At 67.1% G+C, this 13,917-nt stretch carries 10 protein-coding genes; 2 read left to right on the top strand and 8 right to left on the bottom strand.

The features are described from left to right. Positions 1 to 45: 45 nt before the first annotated feature. The 4 genes from holA to RF701_RS11340 form a co-directional block, all read right to left on the bottom strand. Complete coding sequence (gene holA / locus RF701_RS11355) at positions 46 to 1,065, bottom strand: DNA polymerase III subunit delta (protein ID WP_210357490.1); 1,020 nt, start codon at positions 1,063 to 1,065, stop codon at positions 46 to 48. 16 nt (positions 1,066 to 1,081) lie between these two features. After that, positions 1,082 to 1,582, bottom strand: a complete 501-nt coding sequence (lptE, locus tag RF701_RS11350; protein ID WP_374758619.1) for an LPS assembly lipoprotein LptE — start codon at positions 1,580 to 1,582, stop codon at positions 1,082 to 1,084. Continuing rightward, complete coding sequence (leuS, locus tag RF701_RS11345) at positions 1,579 to 4,089, bottom strand: leucine--tRNA ligase (protein ID WP_210357491.1); 2,511 nt, start codon at positions 4,087 to 4,089, stop codon at positions 1,579 to 1,581. Before leuS ends, lptE begins: the two co-directional genes overlap by 4 nt. A gap of 115 nt (positions 4,090 to 4,204) precedes the next feature. Then, positions 4,205 to 4,642, bottom strand: a complete 438-nt coding sequence (locus tag RF701_RS11340) for a DUF3576 domain-containing protein (protein WP_203309105.1) — start codon at positions 4,640 to 4,642, stop codon at positions 4,205 to 4,207. Between the two features lie 203 nt (positions 4,643 to 4,845). Here RF701_RS11340 and RF701_RS11335 point away from each other — a divergent pair, with 203 nt between their 5' ends. After that, positions 4,846 to 5,568 (top strand): hypothetical protein, encoded by a 723-nt coding sequence (locus RF701_RS11335; RefSeq protein WP_308815011.1) that lies wholly within the window; start codon positions 4,846 to 4,848, stop codon positions 5,566 to 5,568. Positions 5,569 to 5,760: 192 nt separating this feature from the next. Here the strand turns inward: RF701_RS11335 and RF701_RS11330 are convergent, their stop codons facing one another. From RF701_RS11330 to RF701_RS11320, 3 genes are all read right to left on the bottom strand, one after another. Beyond that, positions 5,761 to 7,278, bottom strand: a complete 1,518-nt coding sequence (locus RF701_RS11330; protein WP_308815658.1) for an oligosaccharide flippase family protein — start codon at positions 7,276 to 7,278, stop codon at positions 5,761 to 5,763. 52 nt (positions 7,279 to 7,330) lie between these two features. Next, the gene (polA, locus tag RF701_RS11325) at positions 7,331 to 10,096 is read right to left on the bottom strand and encodes a DNA polymerase I (protein WP_308815010.1); all 2,766 of its coding nucleotides are present in this window, start codon (positions 10,094 to 10,096) and stop codon (positions 7,331 to 7,333) included. Positions 10,097 to 10,385: 289 nt separating this feature from the next. After that, a complete protein-coding gene (locus RF701_RS11320; protein ID WP_288934545.1) occupies positions 10,386 to 11,486 on the bottom strand; it encodes a serine hydrolase in 1,101 nt (366 codons plus the stop codon). A gap of 219 nt (positions 11,487 to 11,705) precedes the next feature. Here RF701_RS11320 and RF701_RS11315 point away from each other — a divergent pair, with 219 nt between their 5' ends. Next, positions 11,706 to 13,481: a thiamine pyrophosphate-requiring protein gene (locus RF701_RS11315; protein WP_308815657.1), complete on the top strand. Its 1,776-nt coding sequence runs from the start codon at positions 11,706 to 11,708 to the stop codon at positions 13,479 to 13,481. A gap of 6 nt (positions 13,482 to 13,487) precedes the next feature. Here the strand turns inward: RF701_RS11315 and RF701_RS11310 are convergent, their stop codons facing one another. Then, positions 13,488 to 13,892 carry a DUF1489 domain-containing protein gene (locus RF701_RS11310; RefSeq protein WP_308815009.1) on the bottom strand — a complete coding sequence of 135 codons (405 nt, stop codon included), beginning with the start codon at positions 13,890 to 13,892 and terminating at the stop codon, positions 13,488 to 13,490. Positions 13,893 to 13,917: the final 25 nt, after the last annotated feature.

Genomic DNA, 13,917 nt, shown 5'->3' with positions numbered 1-13,917 from the left:
AGTGAGGGCCGGTATCGCGCTGATCCAGCCTCGCTGGATCGCATACTAGCCGCGGCGCTCGACGCTGCGGGTGAGTTCGGTCATGGCATGGTCCGCGACCACGCTGCCCGCATTGCCGCTCGCCATCACCGCGCGCTCGGCGTGGCGGACGCGCATCAACGCGGTCGCCAACATCGCAGGCGTCCAGCGGCGCAATGCCTGCGCGGTCGCCGCTTCCTCGCGGAAGAATATCCGGTGACGCTTGAAGACGCTGTCCTGTGTCGCGCCACCGTCGATGTCCGCCCGCATCTCGGCTAGCGTCATCAGCCGACGCGCGAGCAGACGCAGCCATGGTATAGGCGACGTGCCCGCCTCGTTCAGGCGGACGAGTTCGGCGCCGAGGACGGCGGTTCGCCCGGCCACGATCGCCTCGATCACGCTCCCCATTTCGGCTTCCCCGAGGTCGGCGCCGATCGCATCGAGCGCGGCCTCATCCGCGTCTCTCGGGCGATCGGGCGCCGCATCGAGGAACAGCGCAAGCTTGTCAATTTCCTTGGCAAGGATGGCGCGATCGTTGGCGCAGGCGGCAGCAAGCCGATGCGTCACCGCGCCATGCGGCCGCATGCCTGCGTCGCGTAGCAGCGTCGCCGCCAGCTTCTCCAGATCGGCGGCGCTCGGTTCGTAGCAGGCGAATGCCATCGCCCGGGGACTGTCGATCGCCAGTTTGACGATCTTCGCCGTCGACTTGACCGTCGGCGCGAGGGCAACCACCGGGTTGCCGGCATGATCCGCGTTCAACAGAGCCGACAGGGCGTCTAGGCTTTCCTCTCCGACCGACGCTATGCGGATATGGCGGGCGCCACCGAACAGCGACAAGGCGGCGGCCTCGTCGACGAGCCGGGCCGGGTCGCCCTTCAGCGTTGCCCCGTCCAGATCGATCCGTTCCGCATCCGGGCCCATCGCATGCGCCAGTCGACCGGCGAGTTCGGCTGCCGTCGATGCATCCGGTCCATGCAGCAAAAACAGGCGCATGTCCGGCGACGGACGTTCCATCGCGGCGCGGATATCGCGCGCATTGGCCTTCACGGGCGCGCCAGCCGCATCAGCGCGCCGGCTGACGGCGCCGGGCGTACAACGCTAGCTTCGCGACGATCTGGTCGGCGACGATGCCTGACAAACGTTCCAGCGCGGTATTTTCCGCGGCGATGGTCGCATATTCCGACGACGCGATGACATCGATGCCGGCGTCCGACCCGGCCGTCGCGTCGAGCATTACCGCGCCATCGCTGAGATCGACCAACTGATATCGTGCCCGGAGCGTCCGTCGCTCACGGGTTACGCTGTCGTCACGCCGTACGCCAAGGCCCGCGATCGAATCGTCGAGCTTGACGTCAAGGCGGTAGCGCGGTGTGCCCGAGGCGGCGAGCCGGTCGCGCAGCGCGTTTGCCATCAGCCAGCCGGATTTGCCCTGGATCGGCGCGACGTCGACCGCCGCCAGCGTCTGCGCGACGCCACCACCGGCACCCCCCGCGTAGAGCGGATGCAGGCCGCAGGCGGTGAGCGGCGCCAGCAGCAGCAGGGGAAGGATGAGCCGATTCATCATGCGACGATGTTCACCAGCCGGCCGGGAACGACGATCACCTTCTTGGGGGCCTTGCCCTCGAGGGTGCGGACGATCTTGTCGGAGGCGAGGGCGGCGGCCTCGACGTCCTCCTTCGCCAAGGTTTTCGGAAGGGTCAGCGTGTCGCGCAGCTTGCCGTTGACCTGCACCGCGATCGTCATCTCATCCTCGATGAGAAGCGCCGCATCTACCTCTGGCCAGGATGCGTCGGCGATCAGGCCATCGAAGCCGTTCTCCGCCCCCTTCTTCGCCCAGGCCTCCTCGGCGATATGCGGTACCATCGGGGCGACCAACAGCATCAGCCCATGGATCGCGTTGCTGCGCGATGGCGACGGGGCGGCCTTCTCGATGGCGCTGGTCAGTTCGTACAATTTGGCGACGGCCTTGTTGAAGGCCAGCGCTTCGATGTCTGCGCCGACGCCCTGGATCGTCTGATGAAGCTTGCGGTCGAGCGCGGGGTCGCCGCCTTCACCGGGTTCTGCCGGATCGGCGTCGAACAAGCGCCACAGCCGCTGGACGAACCGCCACGACCCTTCGATGCCCGCTTCCGACCAGGGCAGGTCCCGTTCCGGCGGCGAATCCGACAGCATGAACCAACGCGTCGCGTCCGCGCCATATTGGTCGACGATCGGTTCGGGATCGACGGTGTTCTTCTTGGACTTTGACATCTTCTCGACGCGGCCGACCTGAATCGGCTGACCGGTCGCGATTTCGATGCCGTTTTCGACCTCCGCAGGGGAGAGCCAGCGACCGTCGGAGGATTTATAGGTCTCGTGCGTCACCATGCCCTGCGTGAACAGGCCGGTGAACGGCTCCGCGATATCGAGCATGCCGATATGCCGGAGCGCGCGCGTCCAGAACCGTGCGTAGAGCAGGTGGAGGATCGCGTGCTCGACGCCGCCGATATACTGGCCGACGGGTAGCCAGCTTTCCGCCACCGCCCGGTCGAAGGGCTTGTCGTCGGGCTGGCTGGCGAAGCGGATGAAGTACCAGCTGGAATCGGCGAAGGTGTCGAGCGTGTCGGTTTCGCGCAGCGCTTCGCCGCCGCAGGACGGGCAGGGGACGTGCTTCCACGTCGGATGCCGGTCGAGCGGATTGCCGGGAACGTCGAACGTCACATCTTCCGGCAGGCGGACGGGCAGCTGCTCCTTGGGGACCGGCACGGCGCCGCAGGCGGCGCAATGGATGATCGGGATCGGCGTACCCCAGTAACGCTGGCGGCTGACGCCCCAGTCGCGCAGGCGATAGACGGTCGATCCCTTGCCCCAGCCGTCCTCTTCGGCGCGGCGTATCACCGCGCGCTTGGCATCCTCGATGTCCATGCCGTCGAGGAACCGCGAATTCACGATCGTGCCCGGCCCGGTATAGGCTTCGTCGCCGTCGAAGGCCGGATCCGTCCGCTCGCCCTCGGACACCACGCGGCGTACGGGCAGCGCGTATTTACGCGCGAAATCGAGGTCGCGCTGGTCATGGGCCGGCACACCGAAGACGGCGCCGGTTCCATAGTCCATCAGCACGAAATTCGCGATGAAGACGGGCAGACGCCAATCGGGGTCGAGCGGATGCGCGGCGGTCAGACCGGTGTCAAAGCCGAGCTTCTCCTGCGTCTCGAGCTCCGCGGCGGTGGTGCCGCCCTGTTTGCAGCGCTCGATGAACGCCGCCACTTCGGGCCGATCAGCCAAAGCCTGTGCGATCGGGTGATCGGCCGCGACCGCGACGAAGCTTGCACCGAAGATCGTGTCCGGGCGGGTCGAGAAGACCTCGACGGATTCGCCGTTCGACAGGTCGAAGCGGAATTGCAGGCCCTGGCTCTTGCCGATCCAGTTCTCCTGCATCAGCTTGACCTTGTCCGGCCAGTCCTTGAGATCGCCAAGCCCCTCGATCAGCTCGTCGGCGAAGTCCGTGATCTTGAGGAACCACTGGCTCAGTTTGCGCTTCTCGACCAAAGCGCCGGATCGCCAACCGCGCCCGTCGATCACCTGCTCGTTGGCGAGCACGGTCATGTCGACCGGATCCCAGTTGACCGCGGATTCCTTGCGATAGACGAGTCCGTTCGCGAACATGTCGAGGAACAGCGCCTGCTCGTGCCCGTAATACTCGGGCTCGCACGTCGCCAGTTCGCGCGTCCAGTCCAGCGCGAAGCCGAGCCGCTTGAGCTGCGCCTTCATCGTCGCGATATTGGCGCGGGTCCAGGTGCCCGGATGCACGCCCTTTTCCATCGCGGCATTCTCGGCAGGCATGCCGAATGCGTCCCAGCCCATCGGGTGCAGCACTTCATAGCCGCGCATGCGACGATAGCGGGCCAGTACGTCGCCCATCGTATAGTTGCGGACATGGCCCATGTGGATGCGCCCCGACGGATAGGGGAACATCTCCAGCACATAGCTCTGCGGCTTGCCGCTATCGTCTTTTGCCGCAAATGTGCGACGGTCGTCCCAGATCGCCTGCCAGGCGGCGTCCGCCTTCAGTGCGTTGAAGCGTGATGCCACTTTGGGCTGAACTCCATTCATGTTTTCGGCTGCGCTTCATGCGGTGCCGGGCGGCGTCCGGGAAGCAACGCTGCGCGCTGCTCGCCCGATCCTGGCCCCGGCATCGCCTCCGGCCTCAGCCGGCGATAGACGCACGGCGCAGGTCCCGCGCCTTGGTCAGGATGATATCCTCGAGCTTCTGGGTCGTCGCGGCGGCTACCGGCGCGGATACCCACTGACCGCCGCGATTGACCTCGCGCAGCGCAGCGACACGCACTGCGTCCGCGCGCAGATCCTGGTCGAGGATGGACACGGTAACCTTCATCCGCTCGGTCGGCACCTGCGGATTGACATACCAGTCGGTGACGATGACGCCGCCGTTCGAGTCGGTCTGCACCAGGGGCATGAACGACAGGGTATCGAGGCTGGCGCGCCATAGATAGGAATTGACGCCGATCGTCGTAACCTTCGACGCGGCGAGATCGGCCTGGGCCGTGCCGCTGCGGCCGCCGCATGCGGCAAGCGGCAGTGCGACGACGGCGACCATGAGGGCGGTGCGCAACGGGCGGATCATGGGCGGGTAGTCCTTGGTCGAGAAATCCCTTTCATCCCTACAGGCGCGCCGATGCGCCCGCAAGAAGCCGTGCCGATGAGACAACCTGTGTGTCTGATGCAACAGTCGGACAAAATGATGCGGCCGTGACACGGTTGGGCATGTTGGCGTGCGGCCGAATCGTGGTAGGCGCGTTGCTGCGGGATTCTGATGGGGTTCGACTCGTGAGCACGAAGCGTGCGATGGCTGCATTGATGGCGGGGGCGCTTGTCGCCACCGGCATCGCTGTCGCACCCGCATTCGGTGCCGCGGAGAAGGCGCAGGGCGTGCGCCGTATCGCCGCCCCGCTCCGCTTTTCCGGCGCCTTCACGCCTGCAGCCGCCGATCCGCGCCTCGCGGCCGTGATGGCACGCGCCGGTCTCGACGACACGGCGTTCCGGTTCACGCCGGCGGAATCGACGCAGGACAAGCGGGCGATCACCGTGGCTGTGCGCGCGCGCTCGAACCGCGTCGCGCTCGCCGCCGCCGATGCCAGCCGCGCCGGTCTGGCCAAGCCTGCTACTCTGGGTATCCAGCCGAGCGCATACAGCCTCGGCGCATCTGTGGCGTGGAAGCGCTTCTCCCTGTCTGGCGACGTATCGCACCTGGACATGGGCCCGCAGCCCGGCAGCCGCGAGACGACCGACGTCGCGCTGACCTACAAGGCCGGTCGCGCGAGCAGCAGACTGACCGCGACCACCGATCGTCCGCTGGCGGGAACGAGCAAGCTCGTCGAGGAGGCACCGAGCTATTCGGTCGATCTATCGAGTTCCTACTCGCTGACGCGGCATATCGATCTGACCGCGGGCATGCGCTATCGGTCGGATCGCGAGCGGCTGGCGCGGCTGGGTGACGACGATCATCGCGACAGCCAGTCGGTATACGTGGGCACGGCCTTCCGCTTCTAAGCGGATCTGAAGCGGTTTCGCCTTTGAAGTCCAAGTTCCGACGCCACGTGCGGGCTGGGGGTTCGCGCTGTCCAAATCCTCCGCAAATCGTGCCCGTCGCGGAAAATCGCATGTTCGCGGACATCCGATCTTCCTGACCAGCCAGACGCCGACCGGCCGTTCGCGGCGCTGATCGAGCCATGCATGATCCGATCAGGGGACGGGCGCGCCGACGTTGGGCAAGGTGGCATTCTCCGCGCGCGGCATCTTCCCAAAAAGGGTACGGTCGCCGGGGCCGAAGGCGAATTTCCACAGGATCAGCAGATAGGTCCCCGCGATCGCGGGTTCGCCGAACAGAAGCTCTGCCCATTCGAGCCGATGCGGCAGCATGGTGAAAGCGGTCCCCACGACGATCGCCGCGACGGCAGCACCCGCGAGCGTCCAGCGCCACGGCGACACGGGCGCCCCGAGGATGCGGCCCAGCAGCCGCGCCTTGATCAGCGACGTCATGCCGACGCTCAACATCAGGGCGAGCGCGGGGCCGGCCGCCTGCCATGTCTCGGGCCAGCCGAGGCGGCGGGCGGCCACGATGAAGCCGATGCTGAGCAGGATCTGCACGCCCAGCATCGCGGTGGATATCATCAGATTGCGATGACGCGCGGTATAGACCAGCGCCGATTCGCACACCGCGCCGGTGGAGGCGAGCACTTCCGCGGTGAGCAGAAAGCCCAGGGCATAGCTGCCCGCCACGAACTGCGGCCCGACGACGCCCATCACCGCTTCCCCGGGGATCGAACCCATCAACGCCAGGCAGCCTTGCGCCGCCATGATCCAGAAGGCGACCTGCCGCACCTGGTTGGCGATGGCGGCGCGATCGCCGATCGCCAGGCTTTGCGTGATGACGGGCCCCAGGATGGGGTCGAAGCTCGTCTTGAGCTTCTGGGGCAGGCTCGCGACCTGCTGGGCCATGTAATAGATACCGACCACCTTGGGTTCGAACGCCATGCCCAGGATGAAACGATCCACATTGCGGCTTCCCCATTCCAGCGCGTCCGCACCGGCGAGCGGGGCGTTGGCGCGGGCCAGCGCGAACAAGGCGCCCGGACGCGGCGACCAGTCGTGCGGCAGGCCATAGCTGCGCAGGAACGGCACGATGCTGGCGATCAGCGCCGCGGTCATCGAAGCGACATAGGAAAGGACGAGCCCGTCCTTGATCGTGACGAAGGAGAAGGCCCAGGCGGCGATCGAGATCGTCCACGGTTCCACCACCGCACGCGCCGTGACGGCGGCCTTGACGTCATGACGATAGGCGAGCGCGGCGAGGCTGACGTCGGACCAGGCGACCGCGACGATGATGCAGGGAAGGAACCGGTCGAGCCCCGTGACCTGCGTGTTGGCGTACATCACCTCGGGAAAGGCGATCAGCACCGCGCTTGCGGCGATCGATGCGAGGAAGGCGACCGCCAGAGCGTCCCAGACGACGTCGACGTGCGACCGATCGTCCGCCGAGGACAGCGCCTGCGCCAGTCCGCGCTTGAGGCCCAGCGTCGCGAGCAGGGCGGCAAGTTCGACCACCACCACCGCAAGGGCGAACCGGCCGACGAGATCGGCGCCGTAGAGCCGGCCCGCGATGAACAGGAACGGGATGCGTGCGGCAAGACGCAGGATGAACCCCGCGATATTGGTGCGCCCGCCCTTGGCCAGCGCGTCGATGTCCTGACTGTCGGACATCATCGGCGAAGGACCATCGGAACGCAGGGAGCAAAACCGTCCGTAAGGGCGATCAATGCGCGGCTCCCCAGCTGGGACCGACGCCGATTTCGATCCCCAGCGGTACGCTGAGCCGTATCGCCGGCTCCGCGGCCGTCGCCATGACGTGTTCAATCACCGGCTTGGCACGTGCGACATCGCCTTCCGGCAGCTCGAAGACGAGTTCGTCATGCACCTGCAGCAGCATGCGCACCTGCGAGAGGCCGGCTTCGGCGAGCGCCGGCTCCATCCGCACCATCGCGCGCTTGATGATGTCCGCGCTCGTTCCCTGGATCGGAGCGTTGATCGCGGCGCGTTCCGCGCCCTGGCGCTCGTGCTGCACCTTGCTGCGGATGCGGGGGAAATGGGTCTTCCGGCCGAACAAGGTTTCCGTGAAACCGCGCTCGCGCACCTGCGTCAGCGTCTCGGCGATATATCGGTTGATGCCGGGAAAACGATCGAAATAGCGGTCGATCATCGCCTGCGCCTCGTCGGCGCCGATGTCGAGGCGGCCGGCAAGGCCCCAGCGGCTGATGCCATAGAGAATCGCGAAGTTGATCGTCTTGGCGCTGGCGCGCGTATCGCGCGTCACTTCGCCGAAAAGCTCCTGCGCGGTCAGGCTGTGGATGTCGTCGCCACGGGCGAAGGCCTCGCGCAGCTGCGGCACGTCCGCCATATGCGCCGCCAGCCGCAACTCGATCTGCGAATAGTCGGCGGCGAGGATGACGTTGCCCGGCTCGGCGACGAAGGCGTCGCGGATCTGCCGCCCGACCTCGGTGCGGATCGGAATGTTCTGCAGGTTCGGGTCGGTGGAGGAAAGACGTCCGGTCTGGGCGCCGGTCAGCGAATAGCTGGTGTGAACGCGGCCCGTCGTCGGATTGATCTGCTCCTGGAGCGTATCGGTATAGGTGTTCTTTAGCTTGGTGAGCTGACGCCACTCGAGCACCTTCGTCGCGATCGCCGCGCCAGGCGAATCCTTGTCCGCCGCCAGCCGCTCCAGCTCGGTGACGTCGGTCGAATAGACGCCGCTCTTGCCCTTGCGGCCGCCCTTCAGCCCCATGCGTTCGAACAGCACGTCGCCCAGCTGCTTCGGGCTGCCGATTGTGAAGGGGCCGCCGGCGAGCGCATGGACGGTTTCCTCCAGCGCGGCAATCTGCGTCGAGAACGTACCGGAGAGCTGCGCCAGCGTCTCACGATCGACCTTGATGCCGCGCTGCTCCATCCGCGCGATCACGGAGACGAGCGGGCGATCGACCATCTGGTAGATGCGCGTGCCACCCTCGACCGGCAGTCGCGCCGCGAACCGCCGCCAGAGACGCAAGGTGACGTCCGCATCCTCGGCGGCGTAACGCGTCGCGGCCTTCAGATCGACCTCGTGGAACCCCAGCGCCTTTTTGCCCGTGCCGACGACGTCCTTGTAGGCGATGCAGCTGTGCGACAGATGCGTCGCGGCAAGCTCGTCCATGGCGTGGCCGTGCAGACCCGCGTCCAGGTCGAAGCTCATCACGATCGTGTCGTCATAGGGCGCGACCTCGATGCCGCGCCGGCCGAGCACGATCATGTCGTATTTGAGGTTGTGCCCGATCTTGAGAACGCTCGGGTCCTCGAGGAGCGGCTTCAGCTTCGCCAGCGCTTCCGCCATGTCCAGCTGCGGCGGCCGTTCGGCGAACATGTCGGTCCCCCCATGGGCAAGGGGCACATAGCAGGCGAGATTGGGCGCGAGTGCCATCGACACCCCGACCAGCTCGGCAAGCATCGGGTCCTTGGCGGTCGTCTCGGTATCGATCGCGACCCAGCCCTGATGGCGCGCGACCCGTATCCACCGGTCGAGCGCCGCGACGTCGACGACCGTCTCATAGCCGTCGTGGTTGCAGGCGGGCTCCTCGTCGTCGAACGCGACGTCGGTGGCCGATTCGGGCACCGGCGCATCCGCGACCTCTCCCAGTCGCGTCAGGAGGGAGCGGAAACCGTGATGCTCCAGGAACGCCCGCAACGGTGCGTCCGGAATGCCGTCCGCCAGCGACAATTCCTCCAGCGGCTGCGGCAGCGGCACGTCGCACGCCAGTTCGACCAGCTTGCGGCTCAGCCGCGCCGCCTCGGCATGGTCGATCAGATTCTCGCGCAGCTTGCCCTTCTTCATGCCGTCCGCCGCGGCGAGCACGCCCTCGACGTCGCCATGCTCCAGGATGAGCTTTGCCGCCGTCTTGGGGCCGACGCCGGGCACGCCGGGCACGTTGTCGACGCTGTCGCCCATCAACGCCAGCACGTCGCCGAGCTTCTCCGGCCCGACACCGAATTTCTCGACCACTGCCTCCGGCCCGAGACGACGATTGTTCATCGTGTCGAGCATGTCGACCGACGGATCGGTCATCAATTGCATCAGGTCCTTGTCGGAACTGACGATCGTCACCTGCCAGCCCTGCGCCAGCGCCGCCTTGGTATAGCTCGCGATCAGGTCGTCCGCCTCCCAGCCCTGTTCCTCGATACAGGGAAGCGAGAAGGCGCGCGTCGCGTCGCGGATCATCGGGAACTGGGGAACCAGATCCTCCGGTGGCGGCGGACGATGCGCCTTGTACTGGTCGTAGAGTTCGTTGCGGAACGTCTGGCTCGACTTGTCGAGGATGACCGCCATGTGCGTGGGGCCGTCCGCCTTGTGCAGATCGTCGGCGAGCTTCCACAGCATCGTCGTATAGCCATAGACGGCGCCTACCGGCTCGCCATGCTTGTTGGTGAGCGGCGGCAGCCGGTGATAGGCACGGAAGATGTAGCCCGAGCCGTCGACGAGATAGAGATGGGGCATCGCCCCTGCCGCTTAGCGGATCGCGGGAAGGGGGCCAATCCATCTCGACGCCGGCCGTACCGAAGTCGCGGGACTGTGGCCTTCGTGTCGCTGTCGGCGACCCCGGATGTGCGGGGCGCCGCGTGGTGGCTAGGGGACCGGATTCCGATCCCCTTGCGGGGACGCGGTGCCGCGCCGATCCAGCCTCGCCGGACTGCACACGGGAGAGGACCGCGTCGACTGGCGTGCCCATCCGCGCCCAGCGCCCCGCGCCGCCTTGTCACGCGGGCTTCTTCAGCGACAGCGACCGTCAGCGGCGCGATCCCTCCGCATAGTCCGCCACGGCAGCGGCGACGCCCGCGATCAGCTGCTGCCGTTCGCGGATCGGTCGGCGGCTGTCGCCGATCATGACCGCGATCGCATAGCGGCGCCCGTCGGGTGCGGTGAGCAGGCCGACATCGTTGAAGCCGGCATTGCGGCTGCCGAGATCCTGCCCCGTCCCGGTCTTGTGTGCGATCTTCCAACCCGCCGGCAGCGCCGAGCGCAGCCGGGCGCGGCCGGTGATCGAAGCCCCCATCGTATCGAGCAGGATGCGGGTCGAGGTCTCGGTGAACAGCTCCCCCCGCGCAAGGCGCGCGAGCGCGTCCGCGATCGCGAGCGGCGCCGCGCCGTCGGGCGGATCGTTGACATAGGCGTCGAGCGCGGCGGCACGAACTTCGGGCGCGAGGCGCGAGCGCGCGAGTTCGAAGCCATTGCCCTTCGACATCGTCGCCTGGTTCCAGGTCAGGCCCGCCGTCTTCGACTGAAGCAGACGCTCGCCCGGACCGAAACGGATGTCGCCGAGCTGCTTGCGCTCGATCATCGCGCGGACGGCGGCGGGGCCGCCGACATAGGTAAGCAGCCGGTCGTTGGCGGTGTTGTCGCTCATCGTCAGCGCGCGTTTGAGCAATTCGCCGACCGTGGTGTGATAGCCATCGCCCTTCACCAACATCGCGATCGGCTGATGGAAGAGCGTCAGGTCCTCGGGCCGGACGACGATCGGGTCGTCCAGACGTGCCTTGCCCTGGTCGCGCAGGTCGAGCAGCGTCATCGCCACCCACAATTTGCTCACCGATTGCTGGGGCATGCGCGTGCGCGCCCCGGGCGAGGCGACGGTCCAGCCCTCGTCCACGCCGCGAATGGCAATCCCGAACTTGCCGTCGAAACCGTCGGCAAGCCGCTGGATCGCCTGGCTCAGCTGTGCCGGCGCAACGCGGCGGGCAGGGGGGGCGGCGGCGGGAATCGGGATCGATATTTCCGCCGGCGGCGTCGTCACCGGAGCCCGGGTGCTGCCCGCCGGATGCGATGTCGAACCGCAGGCCGCGGCGAGCGAAAGGAGAAGGAGAGGAGCCGACCGGCCGAACGCATACATACGGATATTGAATGGCCCCATCGCGAGAGCGGTAGCCCGATCCATATCCGCCAGATTATCCCGCGAAACCGGCGACGACGCACGGTGCGACGAGCCGCCGCTGCGGCGCGGCGAACCGCAGGAAGTGACCAATCGCCGCCGCGCGGCGCAACCATGGCGTCAGGCACCCGTTCTCCGGCGATTACCACCGTTTTCGCAAGGAGATGCCCCGTGGCCGAGATGACCAGCGACTTTTTCGTCGAGCGCCTGAAGGCCTGGGGCGTAACGCGTATCTACGGCTATTCCGGCGATGGCATCAACGGTGTGCTCGGCGCGTTGCAGCGCGCCGAGCGCAAGGGCGAAGGCATCGAGTTCGTCCAGGTGCGACACGAGGAGATGGCCGCATTCATGGCGAGCGCGCATGCCAAGTTCACCGGCGAGATCGGCGTCTGCCTGTCGACCGGGGGGCCGGGCGCGACGCACCTGCTGACCGGCCTGTACGACGCCAAGCTGGATCATGTCCCGGTCTTCGCGATCGCCGGGCAGGCGGAGACGACGGTCCGCGGCGCCAGCTACCAGCAGGAGCTCAACCTCGACCGCATTTTCGCGGACGTCGCCGATTATGTGCAGGAGGTGACGGCACCCGCGCAGGTGCGCCATGTCACCGACCGGTCGATCCGCAGCGCCCTGGCGCGCAACGGCGTCGGCGTCGTCGTGCTGCCCAAGGACGTGCAGGACGAGCCGTACAGCGATCCCAAGGTCGCGCACGGCTTCACCCGGTCCGGACCCGGCTACGTCCGGCCGCGCATCGTGCCGCAACCGTCCGAGCTGCGCCGTGCTGCCGACATCCTCAACGCCGGCAAGCGCGTCGCCGTCCTGATCGGCGCGGGCGCGCGAGAGGCCGCGGACGAGGTGGAACGCATCGCCGGCCTGCTCGGCGCGGGCGTCGCCAAGGCGCTGCTCGGCAAGGACGTGCTCAGCGACGAATTGCCCTTCGTCACGGGGGCGATCGGCCTTCTCGGTACCAAGCCGTCCTGGGACATGATGCAGGATTGCGACACGCTGTTGATGATCGGCACCGGCTTTCCCTGGGCCGAATTCCTGCCACCCGACGGACAGGTACGCTGCGTGCAGATCGATATCGATGCCGGCATGCTGTCGCTGCGCTATCCGGCGGACGTGCCGCTGCACGGCGGCGCGAAGGAAACGCTCGAAGCGCTGATCCCGCTGGTCGAGGCGAAGGGTGATCGCAGCTGGCTGACCGGGATCGAGGCGAATGTCGCGACATGGTGGCAGACATTGGAGGAGCGCGCGCATGCCGCGGCGAATCCGGTTAACCCGCAGCGGGTGGTGTGGGAGATGTCGCCACGCCTGCCCGCGAACGCGATCGTGACGTCGGACTCGGGCAGCTGCGCCAATTGGTATGCGCGTGATTTCAAGGTGAAGCGCGGCCAGCGGTCGTCCTTGTCGGGCGGACTCGCGTCGATGGGCGCGGCCGTTCCCTATGCCATTGCGGCGAAGTTCGCCTATCCGGAACGGCCGGTCGTCGCGCTGGTCGGCGACGGCGCGATGCAGATGAACAATCTCGCCGAGATGATCACCGTCCAGAAATACTGGCAGCGCTGGTCCGATCCGCGCTTCGTCGTCTGCGTGTTCAACAACCAAGACCTGAACGAGGTGACGTGGGAACAGCGCGTGATGGAGGGCAACCCGCGTTTCGAGACGACGCAGGACCTGCCCGACGTGCCTTATGCCAGATTCGCCGAGATGATCGGACTCAGGGGCATATTCGTCGACGATCCGGACGACCTTGCCGCGGCCTGGGATGCGGCCCTGGCGTCCAATCGTCCGGTGGTGCTGGAAGTGAAGACCGACCCCAATGTCGCGCCGCTGCCGCCGCACGTGACGCTGGCGCAGGCGAAGGCCTTCATGACGTCGATGGCGAAGGGTGACCGGGGCGCGGGACAGGTGATCGCCGACACCGCCCGCCAGCTGTTCAAGGAACTGACCGGCTGAGCGGGCTCAGATCAGCGCGAGCTCGGCGAGCTTGCCGACGAGCGCCGGGGGCAGGCCGGACAGACCCGTCGCGTCGCCGCCCAGGTCGTCGGGCGCATCGCGCGCCTCGAGGTATCGCCACCCCTGGTGCGCGCGCTTGGGCCGCGACTGGACGATGACCAGCGCCGGGTCGATGTGGATCGCGACGCGCCCGCCTTCCGCCTCGCCGAAGGCCAGGATCGGCGAGCGCGCGACGAGCTGGTGCTTGACGATCCAGAACAGCGATCCTTGCCCCGCTACCTCTTCGTGCCGCTTCGGCAGGTAGCGCGTCGTCAGGAAGACCGGACCATCCTTGGCGCGCAGGGCGAGGCGATCGGCGAGCTGGTCGACGCTGGTTGCGCCGAACGCCACTTTGGTGAGGTGCAGGGCCATGGGCTGCCCATGTGGGTCAGGGGCT

The organism is Sphingomonas sp. GV3 (assembly GCF_031082075.1).
Lineage (GTDB): Bacteria > Pseudomonadota > Alphaproteobacteria > Sphingomonadales > Sphingomonadaceae > Sphingomonas > Sphingomonas beigongshangi.
This window is presented reverse-complemented; position numbering and strand designations above follow the sequence as displayed.

Excerpts from the sequence above, each read along its gene's own strand:
- lptE (WP_374758619.1), bottom strand. The coding sequence starts at position 1,582 with ATGATGAATCGGCTCATCCTTCCCCTGCTGCTGCTGGCGCCGCTCACC.
- RF701_RS11340 (WP_203309105.1), bottom strand. The coding sequence starts at position 4,642 with ATGATCCGCCCGTTGCGCACCGCCCTCATGGTCGCCGTCGTCGCACTG.
- RF701_RS11330 (WP_308815658.1), bottom strand. The coding sequence starts at position 7,278 with ATGTCCGACAGTCAGGACATCGACGCGCTGGCCAAGGGCGGGCGCACC.
- polA (WP_308815010.1), bottom strand. The coding sequence starts at position 10,096 with ATGCCCCATCTCTATCTCGTCGACGGCTCGGGCTACATCTTCCGTGCC.
- RF701_RS11320 (WP_288934545.1), bottom strand. The coding sequence starts at position 11,486 with ATGTATGCGTTCGGCCGGTCGGCTCCTCTCCTTCTCCTTTCGCTCGCC.
- RF701_RS11315 (WP_308815657.1), top strand. The coding sequence starts at position 11,706 with ATGACCAGCGACTTTTTCGTCGAGCGCCTGAAGGCCTGGGGCGTAACG.
- RF701_RS11310 (WP_308815009.1), bottom strand. The coding sequence starts at position 13,892 with ATGGCCCTGCACCTCACCAAAGTGGCGTTCGGCGCAACCAGCGTCGAC.